Here is a 23,515-nt window from a genome sequence, read left to right as displayed (position 1 = left end):
TGATAACCGCCCCCAATCGGCTCAATCCCGCCCAAATAAAAATGCCAGCAGCGCTACATGCAGCCCCCCTGGATCTCCCCTGAAGCAGCCCAAAAGATAGTAACCAGGGCCGCTTTCCGTTAGTATTCGGCGGTTTTTGAGTCAATGAGGCCGTAATAATGGCAACCACGCTATTTAAAGATTTTCAGTTTGAAGCCGCACACCATCTGCCAAACGTGCCGGAGGGCCACAAATGCGGCCGCCTGCACGGGCATTCGTTTATGGTGCGTATTGAAGTGACCGGGGAAGTGGACGCGCACACCGGTTGGGTGATGGATTTTGCCGAGCTGAAGGCCGCCTTCAAGCCGATTTGGCAGCGCCTGGATCACTATAATCTGAACGATATTCCTGGCTTGGAGAACCCGACCAGCGAAGTACTTGCCGCCTGGATCTGGCAGCAGTTGAAACCGCAGCTGCCTGAATTGTCGGCAGTGATGGTCAAAGAGACCTGTACCGCAGGCTGCGTATATAAAGGTTAACAGGGCAAGGCTCAGGGTGAGGCGATTGGCTGCGGTGCGATCTCCCTCACCCTCTCCCCAAGGAGAGGGAACCGATCGAGTTCGTTGATTGCTCAGCGTTTTACTTTCCTTTCTTGTTCTTACTCCCCTTTTCCGAAGCAGCACGACCCCACCAAAGGCTCCGGGCAGCTCCGGGTTGCGGTGAGGGGTAGGTCTTAAGCGATATTCAAATACTTATGCGTCTGCATTGAAAGCCGCCAGTTGCGGGCAATGCAGGTCTCAATACACAACCGCGTTGCCTCTTCTTTTTGGCTGATCGGCTGCAAAGCGATAATACGGTGTTTTTCGTCGTGCAACGTTGCCAGCAACTCATCCAACGCCTCAATATCACGTTCACGCCCCACCGGATGCTTGATCTCATCGGCCCGCATCAGCGCCTGCTCTACCACCTTCAAACCACCGCGCATATTCACTTTGGGTGAAACGGTGACCCAGGTATTGGGGGAACAGAGAACTTCATGGGTGCCGCTGGTTTCGATCTGGCAGCCGTAGCCTGCGTTCTCAAACAGCTTGGTCAACGGGATCAGATCGTAGATACACGGCTCACCGCCGGTGATCACGATATGGCGTGCGGTATAGCCCAGCTGTTCAACCACCTCCAGCAACTGTTCTGCACTGGCGCTCCCCCAGGCATCACTCTCGGCAGTTTTCACCAGGATGCGTTGCATATCCACTTCCCGATCGGCGTCCTTTTCCCAGGTGTGTTTGGTATCGCACCAGCTGCATCCCACCGGGCAACCCTGTAGGCGAATAAAAATGGCCGGCACGCCGGTGAAATAGCCTTCGCCCTGCAAAGTCTGGAACATCTCATTAATCGGGTATTGCATCGCTTTCTCAATCTAGAAAAGTATCCCCGTCGCCTTTCAAGCTGCAGCGTTGTTACCTGCACATAGCTACTCGGCCCATCCCTGGGCCTCACCCCTTCGGGGCCGCTGTGTACAGCGTTCAAATCTGTTCCCGACAGATTTGTCACCCCAGTCACTTACCCAAAAGTAAGCTCCTGGGGATGAGTGAGCTTGTCGCCTAGCTGCAGCTTGAAATTCATAGGGTATAAAAAAAGCATTATCGCAGATCCCGACCGGGCGACCAAACCTGGAAAAGTGTATTAAATTTTGTCCGTTCGGCGGTGGCCAGCAGCTTTCTCCGGCTAACCCACTAATGGGTGACGTTTATTGCAGACTTAACACCAACCACCAATGTTATCCACCGCTCAAAACAAACATAAAATTAACATTTAAAACGAAAATATTTGACATAAAAGCGGCTCTGACGCAGATGTATAGACAGGCAGGCACAAGTCGGGCGCAGTTCCGACGATCCATCAACATCCTATCTGCGTTTAAGGAAACTATGGCCCATTCCACCGAATTGAATATTCAGCAGGCTATCGACGACAGCAAATTTTCGCTGTTTCACTGGACCCTGATCATCCTGGGTTTCCTGATCCTGGCAATTGACGGTTACGATACGGCGGCGATGGGCTATATCGCCCCTTCGGTGGCCAAAGACTGGGGGATCGTGAAACAGGATCTGGGGCCGGTATTAAGCGCAGCGCTGCTTGGCCTTTCGTTGGGAGCCCTGGTTGCCGGGCCGATTTCTGACCGCGTTGGCCGCAAACGGGTGCTGGTGTTCTCCTGCCTGTTCTTTGGCCTTTCCAGCCTGGCCACCGCCTACGCGGGTTCACTCAACAGCCTGACGCTGTGGCGCTTCCTCACCGGGCTTGGCCTGGGTGCCGCCATGCCAAATGCCATCACGCTAATCTCAGAATATGCTCCGCAACGCTGCCGATCGCTGGCCATTAACACCATGTACTGCGGCTTTCCGCTGGGAGCGGCAGGCGGTGGTGCCATCTCTTCCTGGCTGATCCCCGCTTACGGCTGGCACAGCGTGTTGCTGCTGGGGGCCATTGCCCCACTATTGCTCACCTTGCTGCTGATCCTGCTGCTGCCGGAATCGGTGAAATACATGGTTAACCGTGGTCAGGATGCCGCTAAAATCAAACAGATTGCCCAACGCTTTATCAGCCATAACATCAGCCACATCACCCGTTTCTACCTGTATGAAGACAAGCTGGCCCTGTCGAAGACCAGCGTCGGCCTGCTGTTCAGCCGCCCCTACCTGGTGGGGACACTGATGCTGTGGCTCACCTACTTTATGGGGTTGGTGATCTACTACGTATTGCTGAGTTGGATGCCGCTGTTGATGCAAGGGTTGGGGTATCAGCTTGAGCAATCGGCGATCCTGACGTCGCTGTTCACCTTCGGCGGTACGCTGGGGATCCTGATGGCCGGTTGGTTGATGGACCGTTGGAATGCCCACAAGGTGGTTTCCACCGGCTTTGCCATCAGCGCCCTGCTGATTGTGGCGATGGCCACCGAGGATAGCCAGATCGTGCTGCTTGGCACCTTTATCTTCCTGATGGGCATTACCATGAACGGTGCGCAATCCGGCCTGCAAACCCTGGCTGCCACCTACTACCCAACGCACAGCCGCGCTACTGGTATTGCCTGGATGCAGGGCATTGGCCGCTTTGGCGGCGTGGCAGGCACCATGATGGCAGCTCAGCTACTGGCGATGGAGTGGCAGGTGCAGAGTATTTTGCTGTTCCTGGCGATCCCGGCGCTGCTAGCCAGCCTGGCCACGGTATTCAAGATGACACGTTCAAGCGCATTGCAACCGGCTATCTAACCTATTGATTATATTAATGGGCGCTGCATGCGGCTAATCGGGCGCAGCATGCGGCGCCCCTACAAATCATTGTCTCCCAATCCCCCGGTAATACGTTTTTTTTATCGCTGCCGCTTAGTTGTAATCCATATGTAAAATTATTGTGATTTGTCGCTCAAAAATGACACTATTTTAATTCATTTTTGTAGAGCAGCTCACTGTTTTGCCATGTCCGGCTAATAGCCTTAATCCGAAAACAAAACATAACTAAATGATTTAAAACATAAATAACCTTTGCTTATGCCATTTTTCTCAAATTGTCGCCGCTGTTGCATATGCTTGTACATACAAGTATATGTTAATAAACCCCGCTCATTGTTATGGCCTGTGAGTTACCGTCATAAGATGAGATTTGTACCGATACTGTTTGAGGAACTAGCTGTGACTGCAAATAACAAAGTTCGCCATGTTGATATTCGCGCGCCCCGCGGCACACAATTAAACGCCAAAAGCTGGCTGACCGAAGCGCCACTGCGGATGCTGATGAACAACCTCGATCCTGAAGTGGCTGAAAATCCACACGAACTGGTCGTTTATGGCGGTATCGGCCGCGCAGCCCGTGATTGGGACTGTTACGACAAGATCGTTGCCACCCTCAAAACCCTGGAAGACGACGAAACCTTGCTGGTGCAGTCCGGCAAGCCGGTCGGCGTGTTCAAAACGCACAGTAACGCCCCGCGCGTGCTGATTGCCAACTCCAACCTGGTGCCTCACTGGGCCACCTGGGAACACTTTAACGAGCTGGATGCCAAGGGCCTGGCAATGTATGGCCAGATGACCGCTGGCAGCTGGATTTACATCGGTAGCCAGGGCATCGTGCAGGGCACTTACGAGACCTTCGTCGAAGCTGGCCGCCAGCATTACGACGGCAGCCTGAAAGGCCGCTGGGTGCTGACCGCCGGGCTGGGTGGCATGGGTGGCGCACAGCCACTGGCCGCTACCTTGGCCGGGGCCAGCTCGCTGAACATCGAATGCCAGCAGAGCCGCATCGATTTCCGCCTGAAAACCCGCTATGTCGATGAGCAGGCCACCGATCTGGATGACGCTCTGGCGCGCCTGAAAAAATACTGCGCCGAAGGCAAAGCCATCTCGATTGCCCTGTGTGGCAACGCGGCAGAAATCCTGCCAGAGCTGGTCAAGCGTGGCGTGCGCCCAGACATGGTCACCGACCAGACCAGCGCCCACGATCCGCTCAACGGTTACCTGCCGAAAGGCTGGAGTTGGGAAGAGTATCGCCGCCGTGCACAAACCGAACCTGCGGTGGTGGTGAAGGCCGCCAAACAGTCGATGGCCGAACACGTAGAAGCCATGCTGGCGTTCCAGAAAATGGGCGTGCCTACCTTCGACTACGGCAACAACATCCGCCAGATGGCCAAAGAGATGGGCGTTGATAACGCCTTTGACTTCCCGGGCTTTGTACCTGCCTATATTCGCCCGCTGTTCTGCCGTGGCGTCGGTCCGTTCCGTTGGGCTGCGCTGTCTGGCGATCCGCAGGATATCTACAAGACCGACGCCATGGTCAAAGAGCTGATCCCAGACGATGAGCACCTGCACCGTTGGTTGGATATGGCGCGTGAGCGCATCAGCTTCCAGGGTCTGCCAGCCCGTATCTGCTGGGTCGGTCTGGGCCAGCGTGCCAAGTTGGGCCTGGCATTCAACGAAATGGTACGCCGCGGCGAACTCTCTGCTCCAATCGTCATTGGCCGTGACCACCTGGATTCCGGCTCGGTCGCCAGCCCGAACCGTGAAACCGAATCAATGAAGGACGGCTCTGATGCCGTATCCGACTGGCCGCTGCTCAACGCCCTGCTCAACACCGCCAGCGGTGCCACCTGGGTGTCTCTGCACCACGGCGGCGGCGTCGGCATGGGCTTCTCCCAACACTCCGGCATGGTGATCGTCTGTGACGGCACCGATGAAGCCGCCGAGCGTATCGCCCGCGTGCTGCATAACGATCCGGCCACCGGCGTCATGCGCCATGCCGATGCGGGTTACGAGATCGCTATCGACTGCGCCCGCGAGCAAGGTCTGAACCTGCCAATGGTTGCCGCTACTCAGGGAGAAAAAGCATGAACGCTCTGACTATCCGCCCAGGTAAGCTGACGCTTGCCGAACTGCGCCAGGTTTATCAGCACCCGGTCACCCTGACACTGGACGACAACGCCTATGGCGCGATCCAGCAGAGCGTTTCCTGCGTGGAACGCATTGTGGAAGAGAACCGCACCACTTACGGTATCAATACCGGGTTTGGCCTGCTGGCTTCCACCCGTATCGCCCGCGAAGATTTGGAGAACCTGCAACGTTCCATCGTGCTGTCACATGCAGCCGGTGTGGGTGCCCCTACCGATGACAGCCTGGTGCGCCTGATTATGGTGCTGAAGATCAACAGCCTGTCACGTGGTTTCTCCGGCATCCGTCTGGAAGTGATCCAGGCGCTGATGGCGCTGGTGAATGCCGAAGTGTATCCGCATATCCCGCTGAAAGGCTCCGTTGGCGCTTCAGGCGATCTGGCCCCGCTGGCACACATGAGCCTGGTGCTGTTGGGCGAAGGTAAGGCCCGCTATCAAGGTGAATGGTTACCGGCCACCGAAGCGCTGGCCAAAGCGGGTCTGAAACCGTTAACGCTGGCAGCCAAAGAGGGTCTGGCACTGCTGAACGGCACCCAGGTTTCCGCCGCCTTTGCGCTGCGTGGCCTGTTTGATGCCGAAGATCTGTTTGCTGCCGCCACCGTAACCGGCAGCCTGACCGTGGAAGCCGCTCTGGGATCTCGTAGCCCGTTCGATCCACGCATCCACGAAGTACGTGGCCAGCGTGGGCAGATCGACGCCGCCGCCGCTTATCGCCACCTGCTTGGCGCGCGTAGCGCCGTGTCAGACTCACACGCCAACTGCGAAAAAGTGCAGGATCCTTACTCCCTGCGCTGCCAACCGCAGGTGATGGGTGCTTGCCTGACGCAGATCCGCCAGGCCGCAGAAGTGCTGGAGATCGAGGCCAACGCCGTTTCCGATAACCCGCTGGTATTTGCCGAACAGGGCGATGTGCTGTCCGGTGGCAACTTCCACGCTGAACCAGTAGCCATGGCCGCCGATAACCTGGCGCTGGCGTTCGCCGAAATCGGTTCACTCTCCGAGCGCCGTATTTCACTGATGATGGATAAGCACATGTCGCAGTTGCCACCGTTCCTGGTGGATAACGGCGGGGTGAACTCCGGCTTTATGATCGCCCAGGTCACCGCCGCCGCGCTGACCAGCGAGAACAAGGCACTGGCACATCCGGCCAGCGTTGACAGCATCCCAACCTCGGCCAACCAGGAAGACCATGTCTCGATGGCACCGGCAGCGGGCCGTCGCCTGTGGGAAATGGCGGATAACGTCCGCGGCATTCTGGCTGTAGAATGGTTAGCGGCCTGTCAGGGGCTGGATCTGCGTAAAGGTCTGCAAACCACCGCAGGGCTGGAGCAGGCTCGGCATCTGCTGCGCGAGCATGTCGCCTACTACGATAAGGATCGGTTCTTCGCCCCCGATATCGAAGCTGCCAGCCAACTGTTGGCAGCAGGCCATCTGACCGCGCTGATCCCAGCCACCTTGTTACCTAGCCAGGCGTAACGCCTTTAGGCCGTGCCCAGTCAGTCTGGGGCACGGCCTATTACCCTGCACAATTCGTCCTCTATCCCGCCGGGGTTCGTTCCCCCTGTGCGGATAGCGCTGCCTGTCCGACAACAATATGATTAAAACGGAGAAGCAACATGCGTAATGAGAAACCCCAGCTCCGGCGTGGCCTGAACGCGCGACATATCCGCTTTATGGCCCTGGGTTCGGCCATCGGTACCGGTCTGTTTTATGGTTCCGCTGGCGCGATTCAACTGGCTGGCCCGGCCGTACTGCTTGCCTATCTGGTGGGTGGAGCGGCAGTATTTATGGTCATGCGTGCCTTGGGGGAGATGGCGGTGCATCAGCCCGTCTCCGGCTCCTTCGGCCACTACGCTAGCCATTACCTAGGCCCGTTGGCGGGCTTCCTCACCGGTTGGACCTATACCTTTGAAATGGTGATCGTGGCTCTGGCCGACGTGACGGCCTTCGGCATCTATATGGGGCTATGGTTCCCAGACGTCGCGCAATGGGTCTGGGTACTGAGCATCATTCTGTTTATCGGCGCGCTTAACCTGTGCAGCGTCAAAGTGTTTGGCGAGATGGAGTTCTGGCTGTCACTGGTCAAGGTTGCCGCCATCGTGGCGATGATCATTGGTGGGGCCGCGGTGATGCTGTTCGGCTTCGGCGTCACGCAGGAAGCGACCGGTTTCAGCAATCTGTGGCAACACGGCGGCTTTATGCCTAACGGCATCGGTGGCGTCATTGCCTCCCTGGCGGTGGTGATGTTTGCCTTTGGCGGGATTGAAATTATCGGTATCACCGCCAGCGAAGCCAAAGATCCCGCCAAGGTGCTGCCCAAGGCAATCAACGCCGTGCCGGTCCGTATCCTGCTGTTCTACGTGCTGACCCTGCTGGTATTGATGTCTATCTATCCGTGGAACAGCATCGGCCAGAACGGTAGCCCATTTGTCGAGATTTTCAGCCATATGGGCATCAGCTCGGCGGCTAACGTGTTGAACGTGGTGGTGATCACCGCCGCCATCTCCGCTATCAACAGCGACATCTTCGGCGCTGGCCGCATGATGTACGGCATGGCGCAAGATGGGCAAGCACCGAAGGCCTTCACCAAACTGACCGGTAACGGTGTACCTTGGATGACGGTGTTGGTGATGTCCATTGCCCTGCTGTTGGCCGTAGTGCTCAACTATCTGATCCCCAAACAGATCTTTATCATCATTGCCTCCATCGCCACCTTTGCCACGGTGTGGGTGTGGCTGATGATCCTGCTGTCGCAGATCGCCATGCGCCGCACGCTCACTAAAGATGAAGTGGCCAAGCTGAGCTTCCCAGTCCCTTGGTGGCCAGTAGCTCCTGCTTTGGCAACGGCGTTTATGGTGTTCGTCATCGGCCTGCTCGGTTACTTCGAGGAAAGCCGTATCGCGCTGTATGTCGGGCTAGTCTGGGTAGCCTTCCTGACGCTGGCTTATACGTTGTGGGTACGCAAAAAAGGTGGGGAAACCCCTGCCGTAGTCTCAACAGAAAGCCACTAAACCCAGTCCACCAGCCTCGACTCATGAGGCTGGTGGTCGCTGCAGCAGGTTTACTGGCAACGCGCCAGCGCCTGATTGATATCCGCCTTCAAATCTTCAACATCTTCCAATCCTGTAGAAAGCCGGATCAGCCCGTCGCTGATATGGTGCCGCTGGCGTTCTTCGGCACTATAGGCGGAGTGCGTCATACTCGCCGGATGCTGCGCCAACGATTCGCAATCCCCCAGGCTCACCGCCCGCAGGATCAGATTTAATCCGTTGAGGAAGCGGATCCCGGCCTCCATTCCCCCTTTCAGCTCAAAGGCCAACATCCCGCCAGGGCGGCTCATCTGCTGGCTGGCCAAGCCATGCTGCGGGAAGCTCTCCAATCCTGGGTAATACACGCGCTCCACCGCCGGATGCTGTTCCAACAGCTCTGCCAACTGCTGAGCGTTGTCGCAATGGCGCTCCATGCGCAATGGCAGGGTTTTCAGGCCACGTAGCAGCAGAGACGCATCCTGCGCCGACAGCACCGCACCGGTCATGTCCTTCAAACCGACCAGACGGATCTCCTGCGCCAACTCAGCCTTGGCGATCACCAGCCCGGCCAGCAGATCGCCATGCCCACCCAGATATTTGGTGGCGGAGTGCACCACCATATCCGCCCCCAACGCCAGCGGCTGTTGCAGGTAAGGCGTGCAGTAGGTGTTATCCACCAGCAACTGCGCTCGTGGTTGCCCGTGAGTGATTTCAGCGATGGCCGCAATATCGATCAGGCGCATATTCGGATTGGCTGGTGTTTCGCAATATACCAGTCGGGTGCGTGGCCCAATGGCCTTCGCCAATTGCTCAGGACGTGTCAGGTCAACGTGGGTGATTTTCACGCCGTAACGCGCCAGGCCATGATGGAAGTAGCTGAAGGTGCAGCCATAAATCGTCTCATCGACGATCAATTCATCGCCCGGTGCCAGCAGCGTCCAACAACAGGCAGTGATCGCTCCCATGCCGGAGGAGAAGGCTACCGCGGCCTCTCCGCCCTCCAGGTTGGCGATGCGCTGCTCCAGTAAATTCAGCGTTGGATTGGCAATACGCGAGTAAAAATAGCCAGGCTCGGTACCAGCGAAACAGGCACCGCCATATTCCGCCGAGGGAAAGGTAAAAGTCGAACTCATAAAAACCGGTGGGCAAAGCGCACCCAGAAATTGCTGCGGGTCATAACCGTGATGAATGGCACGTGTGGCGAACGCCTGTTTGGATTGCATTGACATAAAGCTGTCCTATTGGGGGGAGAAGAGTTGCCGTCAGCTTTCTGCTGGCAACGTTGAGGTACGCAACCGCTGGCCGATGATTTGCAACGTGCGCAACACCAGCATCAATCCCAATAGCGTGTCCGGCTGGCGCAGCAGCGCATAGACCGAACGGTAGTTGGCGGGCGAGGTGTTCAATTGCAGCTCGCTATGCGCCATCTTCAGCGCCATACCGCCCTCCCAACCCGCAGCGACCACGCCTTCGAACACCCCGGCCAGTTTTTCCACCAGCGCGTTGTCCGCAATATCCGTTATGTCAGACAGCAACGACAGCAGATCGACCACATTATCCAGCCTGCCGGTCGCCAGCAGCGGATCGAGCTTGGCCAACAGGGCATCTAACGGCTGTGCTTGCGATGAGTCCATATTTCCTCCGTTCAAATCAGTCCGCGTACGGTGGCCCAGTACAGGCCACGGTTAAACCCGTTGCGCAGCATGCCGCCCAGCTTAGTGGCAGGTGTGGGGATCACGTCATGGCGATAGTCGTAAACCAACGGCATACCGGCCTGTAGCCCCATTTGGGCGATGGCCTGCACTTTGCCGTCGTAATGGGTGTGGGGCTGGCCTAAGCGCAGTTCCGCGACAATATTGTCGGCAATCACCGGGGCCTGGTTATGGCAGGAACCGCCCGCCTTGCTGACCGGCAGATCGACGGTATCGCCAATCACATAAACGCCCTGCTGCCCATAAACCTGCAGCGTCTGGTGATCGGTGGGGAGCCAGCCTTCGCCGTTATCGATATCGCTCAGCCCGGTGTTGCGCACCGCTTCCACCGCACGGATCGGCGGGGTAGCCATCAGGATGTCGAAGGGTTGTTCGTCACCCTCAGAGGAATAGGCAATGCGCCGTTCGCTATCCACTTTGCTTAGGGTAAAACCGCGCTGATGCTTGATATCGCGGGCCGCAAAAATGCTGGGCAGAGCCTCGCCGGTGGGGCGTTGCAGGAACAGGCAATTACGCAGGAGCTGTGAAATGGTCGGGTAGGTATAAACAATTTCAACGTTGTTACGCACCCCGCGCCGCCGCAGATAGTCATCCAGCATCAGGGTGGTTTCTATCGGGGCAATACCACATTGGTGCGGTACGTTGGGCGTTTGCGGAAACGACACCGTGATAAAAATTCGCCCTTTCTCGATAGTGGCCAACTTTTGCGCCAACTGGCGAGCCGCCTGATATTGGTAAAAGTGATCACCCGCCTGGGCCAATCCTTCAATCTGTTCTGGCCAGGGTACGCAGCCGGTGGCAAAGACTAAAAAGTCGTAGTGATATTTATTGCCACTGCGGGTATAAATACAACGCTGGGATAAATCGAATTGTTCAGCCTTATCAACAATAAACTGTATCTCTGGCCGTAATAGGCTTTGCTGTGGCCTGGTCAGTTCTTGTTTGAAAAAAGCATTAAAGGCGACATACATAAACGCGGGCTTGTAATAATGCACCGGTGAGTCAGAAATCATCATGATTTCAACCTGATTATTGATAACCTCCCGGTGTAACTTGGCGGCCAAGAGATTGGCCAGTATGGTACCTCCCGTACCACCACCTACAATAATTATCCTACTTCGCATTCCAACCTCTCAGTCTGTATGCAACAAAGTACGATAGCCAATGGCATTATTCCACCGGCTCTATTTAAGGTATTTAATCGAGGGGGAAAGCAGATATTTTCCCGATAGATTTTAGAGTCTAGTAGCTAACAGCTATAAGACATAATAAAAAAGAATATAAAAATAGGATTTTTATTACAGCAATAAAATCATGGCGTTATAAATATTAAAAACAAAATAAATACCATGATAATTAGTTGAATGCTATAAATTGCATATTGTAGCTATATCACTGTCGTGATTTTCCTGGCAGTTCTAGTTATTATGCTGCTGACATGCTCCATCCAGGCTATAACCCACCATCGCCATATACAGGCTAAAGTAGCGCTCTGCCATCTCAATAAACGAGCTATTTAACTCAATCAGCACGTTATTTTTGGTGGTGAGCAGGCCCGATTTTTCCGCCGCCAGCAGGATCCGATTGATATGCGTACGGGACACCGAGCTAAACTTGGCGATCTCCGCCGAGGACAAAAACAGCATGTGGGAATTGTGGCGGATACTTTCCATAAATAGCATCAGCAACACCATATGGCCCGCATCTTTAGTAATAAATAATGCGGCCTGTGGTACCAGATCGTTCAGATAGATCTCCTGTATCATCAGTTGGCCGTAAACCTTGAAGAACGCAGGTAAAAACCAACTCTGATCCAGCAGGTCGGCAACCGGAATTTCGGGGGCCAACGTTTGATAGGGCAACGCCATCGAGGAAACCAGCTCATGGGTTTGGCGCAGGGCATTCGGGGTAGGCCTAAACAACAGCGTGCGCCGGTCTTGATCGTCCTTCTTGACCTCTAGCCAGCGCCCAACGCGCAGGAAGAACAGAAACGAATCCAACGCGTTCTCGCTGATAATATCTTTGCCTTTAAAAAAGGCTTTAACATCCTTCAGGGCTGCCTCGCCTTGAGTGTAATAAATGGCCAGCAGAGTCGAGCAGATAATAAAGCGGCTGTTACGAAAGATGATTTTGTAGAACATGGGATGATTCCGATAGGTTTCATCTATCAGCACGCCGTGTTTAATTATCGCCTGATGGAACCGCCCCGAGCTTCTTATCTTGGTGGCTCGTTGTGCCAATTCTAGTTCGATCTGATGTTTAGTGGGTGTCATCTTATTCTCTATTTGACCACAAGGTGCGGCCTGTTATTTCCGTACGGCATATTGCTGATCGACCGCATTACCCTGATCATCGATAATGGCGGCGTTGACCATCGCTGAAGAGATAGCCCCTGATTGAACAATATCATTAATCCGATACTTTTTACTGCCGTAAGGCGGCGTCATCATATCGCTCTCTTGTTGCACCGGATAATCCTGCTGGCCAACGCGCAGCGCAAGACGGGAAAAAGAGAGATAAACCGGCGATGGGTTATCGCACAGCAAGACGTAATGATTATCTTCCTTTTGCAGGGTGAACACCGGCTTAGGGGCATCCTTCTCGGCCGCGACCACCGCCTTGGGCCGATAGAAAATCTTCATCTGGGTGTTCATCGCCATGGTCACGCTAGGCTGCAGCGGGGGGATCACCGGGCGCGTCGGTGGGATTTCGTACAGATTAATCCAGAAGACCGATTCCCGATCCTTTGGCAATGACTGCTGGTTATAAATCAGCCTCAGCCCTTTCATGGTCTTGGGCTGCATGCTAAATACCGCTGGCAGGCTGACAAAAGGCGCTGTTGATTGTTCAGGGGCCGCATTGACATCCCCATCGTCTACCCAGGTTTGCACCACGATCGGGTAGTCGTTGGTATTGAGGAGCATCAAGCTTTTTTCATTATCGCCCTCACGAAAAATCACTCGCGTCGCGGAGGCAATAATGCCGGCCTGAGCCAGCATTGCAGGTAACAAGCCAGCGAGCAGCAGTAGCGTACAGACGATTTTCTTCATAATGTTCTCTACTGTACCTTAACCCAAACATACGCCTTGGCATCAACTTTGCCCGCCGTAACGGTCTGCCCCGGCAAGCGCGATAATGTGGCTGTCAACTGCGTGGTGTAATGGGTATACCCCGTCGCGGTGCTGCCCCCGTTGCTTGCGCCATCGAGAACAGGGTACCAACCCGCATTGTTACCCTGCGGGCACTGGCCAGCACTACAGCGGGCCCAGCCGACAAAATTCATTGGTGTACCGTTGCTACTGTTAGAGAGCGCAATTCCCACGCCGGTCGCTACACTGCTGTCCGTGCCATAACCGTCAGAGAGCAGATAGCTGACGCCCCCGCTAGCGTTGACCAGACCAAGCTGTTGCGCCAGAGCAAAGCTGGCATAAGGGACTTGCAGGCCTAGGGCGGTGCGATTGGTGCTAATCCCCGAAACGGCAGCATTATCACATTCGATATTGATGGTGAATTGGGCCTGAGAAGTTCGCCCCGCGGTTAATTGGCCGACGGAAAGCGTCGGCAGGATCACCAGCGGCGTGACGTTGCGTGCCACACAGGTGGCGGTGTAAGAAAGGGAAGAAATCGGCGACGTTCCCATCCCCATGGCATTCCAACGCCCGGTTCCCCAGGTCGAATAGTTGGTGGCCGAATCGCTACCGATAGGATCTGACGCAATGCCCGGCCCTTGGAAGGTCACATAGCCATTAGGCTGGATGCAAGTATAGTTCGAATTACCCGTGGTGGAAGCCATACCACTCAATGGATTAGACGCGCTGTAACCACAGTAGTTACTGGCACCACGGCCGGGGAGTGAACTGATGCGGATCAGATCGGCCCGGATGGGGCTGAAATCCTTGACCCGGATCTGGATCTTATCACCCACCGTGGCATAACGGGTGATCGGCGTTGCCTGCCAGTAACGGGTAAATACCTTGCCCGAATCCAGATGGGTTAGCCGAATGCCGACATAGGGAAAGTAGGTGGCATAATAATTGGGGTTGCCGTCTGCCGCCCCTAAATCATAATAACCCCCCACCCGGTCGTCACCGTTGGTGGCAAACACTTCAAAAATCTGCCCGACGTCACTGGCATCGCACTGATACAAGACTTTGTTCGGATCCGGGTAACGGACGCCGGAGGTGAAATCAAACACGCTACTTCCCAGCGGCGTGCCTACGGGCTGCAGGTAAGTGCTGGTCAGGTTGATACGCCCCAGGCCGACCCCGACGCCACAGGCGTCGCAACCGGAGTCAATAGCTGGCGAAACGCGGGTGCATCTGGCCGCCGCTGGCAGGCCGATCCCTGCAAGTAGGCTCCCCAACAGCGCCAACCGCAGCAGTGAAATTAACTTCATGGCATAACCTCCAGTGAATAATCGGTGAATCAGCGGCATGTCGCCTTCAGCAGCAGGAGCGGCTCATCGGTTGGCGGGGGTAATTTATAGGGCAGACTGCATCGCTCAGTCGCCCCTTCTCCCCAGCGTAAGGTCAATTTCCCTTGCGGTTTATCACTGCGCAAATAGACCTGATTAGCCTGGCCGACCATGCCAACATCGTTATTGTTCTCATCAAAGACCGAGGTACCCATCGGGATTATACTGCCATCCGGCCGCTGAACTTTGATCAGCACGGCCTGGCCCCGTATCGTCTTGAAGTGCACTCGCACCGTGGCTCCTGCGAAAGGAGCCACGCGCTGTTGCCCATCTTCCAATTCTGCCTTGCTGCTCATCCCCTGCGGATTCAGAGCCACGGTATTGAAATGATAGGGCACCAGCGAAGGAACCAGGGCATAGCCGAAACGATCGACGCGGGCGCCCTGCCCATCCATCACTTGCGCACCACGCGCACCAGGGGCATCGATCAGGGCAAAGGTATCACCAACATAAGGCCCGAGCGTGACCCCACCACGGTGGGCAACCACGGCCCCCTGTAGTGCAGCCGATCCCTGCCAATATTGGCTGGATGCTGAAACCGAGCCGGTGGCACTGGCATAAGGCAGGCGGGTTTGCAGGTTACCCCCCCAGATACTGTTATGGTTATTATCGTCGGTGGTGAAATTAAGCCCATAGCCGACCGGCTGCGTCTCCCCCACGTTGCCCGAGATCGCCGCCTGATAGCTCCCTCCCTGCCCCTGGCTATGGTTAGAGAACAACGATGCCGTTGGCGCAGAAGAAGAGCGGCCAAGAGGAAAGGAAACCGAGAGCGAGCTAACGGTTTGCGAGGTATTGCTACTCGCGAGATCATTGGTATTCACATAGGGCTGGCTGCCGTCGTAATAGGCGCTATTGTTGCCGTTCAGGCTACGGGTACGCGTCACCGAAAGGTTCAACGCGACGCCGTTGCCAAAGACCTTGCCCCAACCCAACTGTAGCTGATTATCCCGGCCGCGCCCATCGCGGTAATCCTGGGTAGAGCCTGATAGCGTCAGGTTACCCAATGAGCCGATCCCCTGATTGACGGCCACTTCAAAGCGCGACTGCTGGCGATAGGAATCGGATTGCCAGCTTTGCCCACTGCTGTCGGCCTGACGTACGCCAAGCACATCGCTCAAATCACGAAACCCTTCGGTGGAGTAACGATACCCGGCGATGGAAAGCGTGGTATCCGTTGGGGTAAAGCTTTTGCTATAGGAGAGGTGCAGCATCCAGCCAGAGGTATCGCCTTCCGGCAGGCTGGCATGGGAAAAAGTGCTATCCAGGCCAAAAGCCCCCAGTGAGTTACTGTAGACCCCACCCAGCATCAAGGCCTGATAGCCATCAGCTAGCTGGTTGCCAGCGTTAAACGTCACCGAGTTGCTCAAACCATACTGCCAGGTCAACTCACTGAACAGATCGTTGTCGCCGATAAAGCGCGATCGCCCAAGGGTCGCCGAATAGCGTGAGGATCCGGGGCGCATGGATTGGGGAACGGCAGAGAATGGCACGGTGAAGGTGCTGACGCTACCATCGGCCTCGGTCACCACCACCGTCAGGTCACCGGAGAAGTTGGTGGCAAACAGATCGTCAATCGCAAAGGGACCCGGGGCCACCGTGGTTTCATACAGTTGGCTTTTACCCTGAAATACGGTCACTCTGGCGTTACTGTTGGCAATACCGCGCACCACAGGAGCATAGCCTCGCAGCGAGTCCGGCAGCATACGATCGTCCGACGTCATCCGAACGCCGCGAAACCCCAACCCGGCGAAGAAATGGCCGTCAGTAAAGCCTTCCCCCAGCAACACCTCACTGCGTAACGGCAGCACCGCCCGCTGAACATAGCGGCGGCTGGTCTCCCAATGGCTGCCAAGTTCATTATCAAAACGGAAGCTGGATTGCTGGCGGTAACGCCATAATCCCAGGTTAAAACCCCCGTTCATGTTGGCGAAGGTGGAGTTGAGATCCTTGGTCTGCCCCTGGCGGTAGTTGACGTGATATTGGTTAACGTTGTAGTTGAAAAACGCCATTGTTTCACCACTGCTTAGGCTGTCAGGGCTAACGCTGCCACGGGGTTTATGGTTCAGCAAACTTTGTGGAATGCTGAGATCCAGTCTCAGCTGTGACATATCGGCCTGAACCTGAATATCTTTAAGATCGCGTCCAGGTTGCAGGCAGCCTTCCGCAGGCACCGCCGGCACTTCCTTAAGGCCAAGGCGCTCCAGCTGTTGCTGCTCAAAACAGGGCAATACGTGCCGATCGTCGCCCAGGACAAAGCGGATTTTGCTGCGTTCAACAAACACACCGTTAGTAAACAGTTCGACCTCATAGTTGCCCGGCGTCACCAGATCCTGTTGGTTGAACTGTTCGAGTTGCGTAGTGCTGAAAACGCTGCCACGCAGTAAATCGGCGTCGAAGGCGTAGTCGTCCGTCGCGCCTTGTGCCAGGGAGATCCCGCCCAGAGAGAGCAAAAAGAGGCCATAGCGGCAGCACGTTGATAGCAGAGACGGAAATGTGGGATAGTTTTTGAGCGACATCAGGACCTCCCTGTCCTTTTTTATTGCGGCGTCTCTAGCGTTACGGGAACCTCTACCCCGTAGTCATTCATAACGCCGAGCTCCACTTTCAGCTTCCCTTTGGGGAACGCCGAACCTAGCGGCCAACTCACCTGCGAAAAAGGCGCGACCATATCGGCCGGTTCAATATGCAGGTTTTTATTGCCGCTTTTGGCATAGCTGATGCTGACGTAATAAGGCGTAGGATTACTGACCTGTAATGCATTGCCATTACGCTGGATACGCAACTGTTTGCCCGCCTGGTTGCCTTCTCCCGGCAGCCCTTCGGGCCGATAGAACACTTTCAGCCGATTGCTGACCAACAGCACCAGCTTGTTTTTATCCGTTTCGCTTTGTTTGACGGCTGGCACCTGGAGGAAGTTAAGGTGAAACAGGGATTCGCGGTCAGTCGGTAACCCTTTCCCGGTGTACATCAGCCGTACCATTTGCCCGCTATGGGCATTCATCCGGAAAATCTGCGGCGATGCAATAAAGGGGGCATCGGCCGTTTCCGGCGTCGATTTGTCATTATCGATATCAAGCCAGACCTGGATCAGCGCCGGGGCAGCATCATCGTTGGTAAACTGCAGCGTCTTTTCGCGTGCCTGGGCCGGGTAGATCACTCGGTTGCCCAGCATGGTGACGCTGGCAGCAGCGCTATCGACAATCAGCAACGTCAGGCTGAACAGCAATGCCGCCCAACAAGAAAAGGTACGTGTGGTATACGCCATAAGAGAGACCAGTCAACAAGACTAATAACCCAGCACCCCTTAGCTTTTCGGGCAGTGCTGACATTATTGTGGGTAACAGGCTATTTCCCGCCATCGGGCTTGAGCCCGCTGGCGGAAACAACCTGGAGCAGCAGAGTGTTATTTATAGGTAATCGCATATTGTGCCGTGGCGATCACTGAACCAGCAGTCACCCCAGCCTCTTCGGCATAATAACGGGCAACCAGTTCTTGCGAGGTAGATGTCGCGCCGGTTGCCAGCGTCATTGCGCTGGTGGTGGCCGTTGAACCCGTAGCAAAGCTCAATGGCGTGGTGGCATCGCTATCCAACAGTTGAATAGAAACCTTGGTTGCATCACCGGTGTTACCCAGGTTGCCATTGGTGGTCGCGTTATTGCCCACAAATACCGTTTTGATGGAAGTATCGCTGGTCGCGGTAGTACAACCGGTTACGTTAACGGTAAAGGTCGTTTCCCCTGCGGTGGCACCTTTGGTCGCGAGCGAGCTGGCCGCCACCGTCTGCAGTAACACCACCGGATTGGCTTCATTGCCGTTAATATTCACCGAGCAGGTTTGAGTACTAACTTCACCCTTGAATTGCACTGTGTTGGCAGAATCAGCCATGGAGGTACTAGAGAATGCAATTAAAGCGAGAGCCATCATTTTGATTTTCATAAGAATCCTTTTAATATACTTTTTCCAATAAAGCAGTCCTGGCAGTAAATATTTACTGGCTTAAACTCACTAAGAATATACATGTCACACCATCTTTCTCAGACGCCCTGTGGACATGTGAGATTATTCTAGCAAACCAAGATTTTTCTTAACAACTGTTTTTTCGTAGCAATAGCAGACAATAGATTTTAATTACATCTTGTTACACTTATTAATTTTGCTTTATGAACAAATTAAAGCAATAAATATCAATGAGTTAAAAACAAATTTGAATTAATATGTTATCATTTGAAATATTTTGAAACATATAGGTTTTTTTAGGGGTATTACCCATGGTTAGGATTATTCCCAACATTTTAATATTTTAATGTCTTTGTTTAGGCCCTTATTGATTACTCAGTAACCAATCTGATATCAAAACTTGCTTATCCGGGCAGGAAAATATCAGCACCAAATAGGATAATTAGCGCTGAAATAATTTTTTCTGACCAAGTAAAATCCCAAACCCATTATTGCGTTATGTTGCAGATTGGTGAATCTATTTAACGCAGGCAAAAAAAACGGAGAGTACCTTTACGGCACTCTCCGTTTGCTTACTGATTCAGTAACGAATCAAACCGTGATATTACTGACCTTTAACTTCTTTCAGGCCATTGAACGGTGCACGGTTGCCCAGCGCTTCTTCGATACGGATCAGTTGGTTGTATTTAGCAACGCGGTCAGAACGGCTCATAGAACCGGTTTTGATCTGGCCAGCTGCAGTACCTACCGCCAGGTCAGCGATGGTCGCATCTTCGGTTTCACCTGAACGGTGAGAGATCACCGCAGTGTAGCCTGCGTCTTTCGCCATCTTGATTGCAGCCAGAGTTTCGGTCAGAGAACCGATCTGGTTGAATTTGATCAGGATGGAGTTAGCGATGCCTTTCTCGATGCCTTCTTTCAGGATCTTGGTGTTGGTCACGAACAGGTCGTCGCCCACCAGCTGGATTTTGTCGCCCAGCACTTTGGTCTGGTATGCGAAACCATCCCAGTCAGATTCGTCCAGGCCGTCTTCGATAGACACGATTGGATATTGCTTGGTCAGGTCTTCCAGGAAGTGAGTGAACTCTTCAGAAGTGAAGGCTTTGTTGCCTTCGCCGGCCAGCACATATTTGCCGTCTTTGTAGAATTCAGACGCTGCACAGTCCATAGCCAGAGTAATGTCTTTACCCAGCTCATAGCCTGCCGCTTTTACCGCTTCAGCGATAACAGCCAGCGCTTCGGCGTTAGAACCCAGGTTTGGCGCGTAGCCACCTTCGTCACCAACAGAAGTGCCCATGCCTTTAGACTTCAGCACTTTAGCCAGGGTGTGGAACACTTCAGAACCCATACGTACGGCTTCTTTCAGAGTTTTAGCGCCAACAGGCTGGATCATGAACTCTTGAATATCAACGTTGTTGTCTGCGTGCTCACCACCATTGATGATGTTCATCATAGGCAACGGCATAGAGAATTTGCCTGGGGTGCCGTTCAGTTCAGCGATGTGCTCATACAGCGGCATACCTTTAGAGGCAGCAGCGGCCTTGGCAGCAGCCAGAGAAACAGCCAGGATGGCGTTAGCACCAAACTGGGATTTGTTCTCGGTACCGTCTAGATCGATCATGATCTTGTCGATGTTAGCCTGGTCTTTGGCATCTTTACCCACAACCGCCTGAGCGATTGGGCCATTTACTGCGGCAACGGCTTTCAGTACGCCTTTACCCAGGAAACGAGACTTGTCACCGTCACGCAGTTCCAGTGCTTCACGGGAACCGGTAGAAGCACCTGACGGCGCTGCAGCCAGACCGACGAAACCGCCTTCCAGATGAACTTCGGCTTCAACAGTTGGGTTGCCGCGTGAGTCGATGATTTCACGACCGATGACTTTAATGATTTTGGACATTAGGTTTTCCTCAGACAAGTTAAACTAAAACTCCAGACAAACAACGCGCGGTTTTGGCCGCGCGTTGCTTACTAAAACTCTTATTTCACCTGACGCTTCTGGTGCTCACCAGCCGCCTTGACAAAGCCAGCGAACAACGGATGTCCATCACGCGGCGTCGACGTAAATTCCGGATGGAACTGACAAGCCACAAACCACGGATGATCAGGCAATTCAATAATCTCAACCAGCTTGTTATCCGCAGAACGACCTGCCACACGCATACCCGCGGCTTCGATCGGCTTCAACAGCATGTTGTTGACTTCGTAACGGTGACGGTGACGTTCCACGATGGTTGGTTCGCCGTACATCTTGCGCACCAGGCTGTTGTCGGTCAGGTGGCATTGCTGGCCACCGACGCGCATCGTGCCGCCCAGATCGCTTTCTTCGGTACGGACTTCGACGTTGCCGTCTTCGTCACGCCACTCGGTGATCAATGCGACAACCGGGTACTTACAGTCTGGCACAAATTCGGTGGAGTTAGCATCTTCCATCCCCGCCACGTTGCGCGCAAACTCCATCAACGCCACCTGCATACCCAGGCAAATGCCCAGGTAAGGAATTTTGTTTTCACGCGCGTAGCGTGCGGTCATCACCTTGCCTTCCACGCCACGATAGCCAAAGCCGCCAGGGATCAGGATTGCATCCAGATCTTTCAGCACTTCAACGCCGCGGGTTTCAACATCCTGCGAATCGATCAGCTTGATGTTGACGGTCAGACGGTTTTTCAAGCCACCGTGCTTGAGCGCTTCGATCACCGACTTGTAAGCATCTGGCAGTTCGACATATTTGCCGACCATCCCGATGGTCACTTCGCCGCCTGGATTGGCTTCTTCGTAGATCACCTGCTCCCACTCGCCCAGATTGGCTTCCGGCGGTGTCAGGCTGAATCGTTTACAAATATAATCATCCAAGCCCTGAGATTTCAAGAGGCCTGGGATTTTATAAATGGAATCAACGTCTTTCAGGGAGATAACCGCTTTTTCCGGTACGTTACAGAAAAGAGCGATTTTAGCGCGTTCATTAGCAGGAACTGCGCGATCGGAACGGCAGATCAGCACATCTGGCTGAATACCGATGGAAAGCAGCTCTTTTACCGAATGCTGGGTAGGTTTGGTTTTCACTTCACCCGCGGCAGCCAGGTATGGCACCAGCGTCAAATGCATGTACAGAGTGTGCTCACGGCCCACTTCGACGGCCATCTGACGAATGGCTTCCAGGAACGGCAGGGATTCGATATCGCCGACGGTGCCGCCGATTTCGACCAGCACCACATCGTGGCCTTCGCCGCCTTCGATAATGCGTTCTTTAATGGCATTGGTGATGTGTGGGATCACCTGTACGGTGGCACCCAAGTAGTCGCCACGGCGCTCTTTGCGCAGCACATCAGAGTAGATACGCCCGGTGGTGAAGTTGTTACGACGCGTCATTTTGGTACGGATGAAGCGCTCGTAGTGACCCAGATCCAGATCGGTTTCTGCCCCGTCTTCGGTGACGAAAACTTCCCCATGCTGAATCGGGCTCATGGTGCCCGGATCCACGTTGATGTACGGGTCCAGTTTCATGATGGTAACGTTGAGGCCACGGGCTTCAAGAATAGCCGCCAAGGAGGCTGCGGCAATGCCTTTACCCAGAGAGGATACGACCCCGCCGGTTACAAAAATATAGTTAGTTGTCATGCTGAACCTGAGAGTTTAGGTTTAAAGACGATGGAAGAACCAAGACGGGAAAGTAGTATACCCGAACCTCTCTTGACCTACAAACGATCGTTTTACCTGCCATCATCTCTGCCACCCTCGTGAGTTCATCCCGGTTTAATCGTTCGGCCCCTGTTTTAGAGCCTTTTAGAAACAATGAGTTAGCGTAAAAAACTGCGTGCAAACCGACTTTTGATGCAATAAAACACCTTAGATTTCAGTTTGTTGAGCTTTTCTGCCGGTTAAACCAGATTCAGCAATCCACAACTCGAGCTTAACCGTTTCAGCTTGAGTAAATATTGTCGCCGATCAAACAAGCGACACAGTTAGGACAACGCGATGAGCAATTAGTTTTCCAGGCGTTTGACCTGCTGCCAGGCCTCTTCCATCTGCTCCAACGTGGCTTCCTGCATTGTCAGACCGCGGCTTTGCACGATCTCCTCAACCTGGCGGAAACGGCGTTCAAACTTGCGGTTGGCCACCTGCAATGCCTTTTCCGCTTTATGCCCCAGATGGCGGGAAAGATTGACCGTGGCAAACAGCAGATCGCCAATCTCCTCTTCCAGCTTCTGCTCGTCTACCACCGCTTGCTGGGCTTCGTGCATCACTTCATCCAGCTCTTCATACACTTTGCCTACGACCGGCCCCAAGGTGTTCCAGTCGAAGCCGACCGCGGCACAGCGCTTCTGGATTTTATGAGCCTTCATCAGCGCCGGTAAGGCGTTGGGAATATCATCCAGCGCCGAGTGCAGCGCTTTCTCTGCCCGTTCTCCCGCCTTCAACTGCTCCCAGCGGGCGGAAACCGCCGCGCTGTCTGCTGCCTCTGCCTCACCGAAGATATGCGGGTGACGGCGCTCCAGCTTGTCGCTGATGGCGTTACACACCTGATCGAAGTCAAACAGCCCCTGCTCCTGCCCCATCTGGGCATAAAACACCACCTGGAACAGCAGATCGCCCAGTTCATCACGCAGATCGGCATAGTCCTGGCGCTCAATGGCATCCAGCACTTCGTAGGTTTCTTCCAAGGTGTAAGGCGCGATGGTGGCGAAGGTCTGCTTACGATCCCACGGGCAACCCACCTGCGGATCGCGCAGGGTTTTCATAATGGTCAGCAGGCGTTGTAACGGCATAGGTTGGGTCATGTTGAGTCTCTGAATAATTAGGCTCACCACGTAGGGGCGCCGCATGCTGCGCCCGTTCCATTGATATCTGAATGGGCGCGGCATGCAGCGCCCCTACATTGGGAAACGGGTGCAACATTGTCAGTATGCTGCCCCTTGAGCAAAAAAGAAA

Annotated in this window: 18 protein-coding genes; 5 read left to right on the top strand and 13 right to left on the bottom strand. The window is 54.4% G+C overall.

The window, feature by feature from the left end:
* Positions 1-158: 158 nt before the first annotated feature.
* Complete coding sequence (gene queD, locus D9980_RS25015; protein WP_021179400.1) at positions 159-518, top strand: 6-carboxytetrahydropterin synthase QueD; 360 nt, start codon at positions 159-161, stop codon at positions 516-518.
* 194 nt (positions 519-712) lie between these two features.
* On the opposite strand, the gene queE is transcribed toward queD, so the two are convergent.
* Positions 713-1,384, bottom strand: coding sequence for a 7-carboxy-7-deazaguanine synthase QueE (gene queE, locus D9980_RS25010; protein WP_121608740.1), 672 nt, complete (start codon positions 1,382-1,384; stop codon positions 713-715).
* Positions 1,385-1,907: 523 nt separating this feature from the next.
* Here queE and D9980_RS25000 point away from each other — a divergent pair.
* The 4 genes from D9980_RS25000 to D9980_RS24985 all read left to right on the top strand — a co-directional run bounded on the left by D9980_RS25000 (position 1,908) and on the right by D9980_RS24985 (position 8,424).
* The gene (locus D9980_RS25000) at positions 1,908-3,245 is read left to right on the top strand and encodes an aromatic acid/H+ symport family MFS transporter (protein ID WP_121608739.1); all 1,338 of its coding nucleotides are present in this window, start codon (positions 1,908-1,910) and stop codon (positions 3,243-3,245) included.
* Between the two features lie 420 nt (positions 3,246-3,665).
* Positions 3,666-5,357: a urocanate hydratase gene (hutU, locus tag D9980_RS24995; RefSeq protein WP_024483429.1), complete on the top strand. Its 1,692-nt coding sequence runs from the start codon at positions 3,666-3,668 to the stop codon at positions 5,355-5,357.
* On the top strand, positions 5,354-6,889 hold the full coding sequence (hutH, locus tag D9980_RS24990; RefSeq protein ID WP_071682234.1) for a histidine ammonia-lyase: 1,536 nt from the start codon (positions 5,354-5,356) through the stop codon (positions 6,887-6,889). The genes hutU and hutH overlap by 4 nt, the downstream gene beginning before the upstream one ends.
* A 140-nt stretch (positions 6,890-7,029) precedes the next feature.
* Positions 7,030-8,424, top strand: coding sequence for an amino acid permease (locus tag D9980_RS24985; RefSeq protein WP_121608738.1), 1,395 nt, complete (start codon positions 7,030-7,032; stop codon positions 8,422-8,424).
* Between the two features lie 50 nt (positions 8,425-8,474).
* Here the strand turns inward: D9980_RS24985 and D9980_RS24980 are convergent, their stop codons facing one another.
* The 12 genes from D9980_RS24980 to mazG form a co-directional block, all read right to left on the bottom strand.
* Positions 8,475-9,671: a methionine gamma-lyase gene (locus D9980_RS24980; RefSeq protein ID WP_121608737.1), complete on the bottom strand. Its 1,197-nt coding sequence runs from the start codon at positions 9,669-9,671 to the stop codon at positions 8,475-8,477.
* Positions 9,672-9,704: 33 nt separating this feature from the next.
* Positions 9,705-10,076, bottom strand: a complete 372-nt coding sequence (locus D9980_RS24975) for a hypothetical protein (RefSeq protein WP_024483433.1) — start codon at positions 10,074-10,076, stop codon at positions 9,705-9,707.
* Between the two features lie 11 nt (positions 10,077-10,087).
* The gene (locus tag D9980_RS24970) at positions 10,088-11,278 is read right to left on the bottom strand and encodes an FAD/NAD(P)-binding oxidoreductase (protein WP_024483434.1); all 1,191 of its coding nucleotides are present in this window, start codon (positions 11,276-11,278) and stop codon (positions 10,088-10,090) included.
* Between the two features lie 294 nt (positions 11,279-11,572).
* Entirely contained in the window at positions 11,573-12,427 is an 855-nt protein-coding gene (locus D9980_RS24965; RefSeq protein WP_024483435.1) for a hypothetical protein, read from the bottom strand.
* 33 nt (positions 12,428-12,460) lie between these two features.
* Positions 12,461-13,204: a molecular chaperone gene (locus D9980_RS24960; RefSeq protein ID WP_121608736.1), complete on the bottom strand. Its 744-nt coding sequence runs from the start codon at positions 13,202-13,204 to the stop codon at positions 12,461-12,463.
* Positions 13,205-13,212: 8 nt separating this feature from the next.
* Positions 13,213-14,550, bottom strand: coding sequence for a fimbrial protein (locus D9980_RS24955; RefSeq protein WP_121608735.1), 1,338 nt, complete (start codon positions 14,548-14,550; stop codon positions 13,213-13,215).
* 29 nt (positions 14,551-14,579) lie between these two features.
* Positions 14,580-17,144: a fimbria/pilus outer membrane usher protein gene (locus D9980_RS24950; RefSeq protein ID WP_121608734.1), complete on the bottom strand. Its 2,565-nt coding sequence runs from the start codon at positions 17,142-17,144 to the stop codon at positions 14,580-14,582.
* A 20-nt stretch (positions 17,145-17,164) separates the two neighbouring features.
* On the bottom strand, positions 17,165-17,893 hold the full coding sequence (locus D9980_RS24945; RefSeq protein WP_024483439.1) for a molecular chaperone: 729 nt from the start codon (positions 17,891-17,893) through the stop codon (positions 17,165-17,167).
* 138 nt (positions 17,894-18,031) lie between these two features.
* A complete protein-coding gene (locus D9980_RS24940) occupies positions 18,032-18,565 on the bottom strand; it encodes a fimbrial protein (RefSeq protein ID WP_121608733.1) in 534 nt (177 codons plus the stop codon).
* Positions 18,566-19,190: 625 nt separating this feature from the next.
* Entirely contained in the window at positions 19,191-20,486 is a 1,296-nt protein-coding gene (eno, locus tag D9980_RS24935) for a phosphopyruvate hydratase (protein ID WP_024483441.1), read from the bottom strand.
* An 80-nt stretch (positions 20,487-20,566) separates the two neighbouring features.
* A complete protein-coding gene (gene pyrG / locus D9980_RS24930) occupies positions 20,567-22,204 on the bottom strand; it encodes a glutamine hydrolyzing CTP synthase (RefSeq protein ID WP_121608732.1) in 1,638 nt (545 codons plus the stop codon).
* 365 nt (positions 22,205-22,569) lie between these two features.
* Positions 22,570-23,364, bottom strand: coding sequence for a nucleoside triphosphate pyrophosphohydrolase (gene mazG / locus D9980_RS24925; RefSeq protein ID WP_121608731.1), 795 nt, complete (start codon positions 23,362-23,364; stop codon positions 22,570-22,572).
* Positions 23,365-23,515 lie beyond the last annotated feature (151 nt).

The organism is Serratia sp. 3ACOL1, from assembly GCF_003668775.1.
GTDB classification, from domain to species: Bacteria; Pseudomonadota; Gammaproteobacteria; order Enterobacterales; family Enterobacteriaceae; genus Chania; species Chania fonticola.
The sequence above is the reverse complement of the archived record's forward strand: the minus strand, read 5'-3'. Positions and strand labels throughout refer to the sequence as shown.

Excerpts from the sequence above, each read along its gene's own strand:
- queD (WP_021179400.1), top strand. The coding sequence starts at position 159 with ATGGCAACCACGCTATTTAAAGATTTTCAGTTTGAAGCCGCACACCAT.
- queE (WP_121608740.1), bottom strand. The coding sequence starts at position 1,384 with ATGCAATACCCGATTAATGAGATGTTCCAGACTTTGCAGGGCGAAGGC.
- D9980_RS25000 (WP_121608739.1), top strand. The coding sequence starts at position 1,908 with ATGGCCCATTCCACCGAATTGAATATTCAGCAGGCTATCGACGACAGC.
- hutH (WP_071682234.1), top strand. The coding sequence starts at position 5,354 with ATGAACGCTCTGACTATCCGCCCAGGTAAGCTGACGCTTGCCGAACTG.
- D9980_RS24985 (WP_121608738.1), top strand. The coding sequence starts at position 7,030 with ATGCGTAATGAGAAACCCCAGCTCCGGCGTGGCCTGAACGCGCGACAT.
- D9980_RS24980 (WP_121608737.1), bottom strand. The coding sequence starts at position 9,671 with ATGTCAATGCAATCCAAACAGGCGTTCGCCACACGTGCCATTCATCAC.
- D9980_RS24975 (WP_024483433.1), bottom strand. The coding sequence starts at position 10,076 with ATGGACTCATCGCAAGCACAGCCGTTAGATGCCCTGTTGGCCAAGCTC.
- D9980_RS24970 (WP_024483434.1), bottom strand. The coding sequence starts at position 11,278 with ATGCGAAGTAGGATAATTATTGTAGGTGGTGGTACGGGAGGTACCATA.
- D9980_RS24965 (WP_024483435.1), bottom strand. The coding sequence starts at position 12,427 with ATGACACCCACTAAACATCAGATCGAACTAGAATTGGCACAACGAGCC.
- D9980_RS24960 (WP_121608736.1), bottom strand. The coding sequence starts at position 13,204 with ATGAAGAAAATCGTCTGTACGCTACTGCTGCTCGCTGGCTTGTTACCT.
- D9980_RS24955 (WP_121608735.1), bottom strand. The coding sequence starts at position 14,550 with ATGAAGTTAATTTCACTGCTGCGGTTGGCGCTGTTGGGGAGCCTACTT.
- D9980_RS24950 (WP_121608734.1), bottom strand. The coding sequence starts at position 17,144 with ATGTCGCTCAAAAACTATCCCACATTTCCGTCTCTGCTATCAACGTGC.
- D9980_RS24945 (WP_024483439.1), bottom strand. The coding sequence starts at position 17,893 with ATGGCGTATACCACACGTACCTTTTCTTGTTGGGCGGCATTGCTGTTC.
- D9980_RS24940 (WP_121608733.1), bottom strand. The coding sequence starts at position 18,565 with ATGAAAATCAAAATGATGGCTCTCGCTTTAATTGCATTCTCTAGTACC.
- eno (WP_024483441.1), bottom strand. The coding sequence starts at position 20,486 with ATGTCCAAAATCATTAAAGTCATCGGTCGTGAAATCATCGACTCACGC.
- pyrG (WP_121608732.1), bottom strand. The coding sequence starts at position 22,204 with ATGACAACTAACTATATTTTTGTAACCGGCGGGGTCGTATCCTCTCTG.
- mazG (WP_121608731.1), bottom strand. The coding sequence starts at position 23,364 with ATGACCCAACCTATGCCGTTACAACGCCTGCTGACCATTATGAAAACC.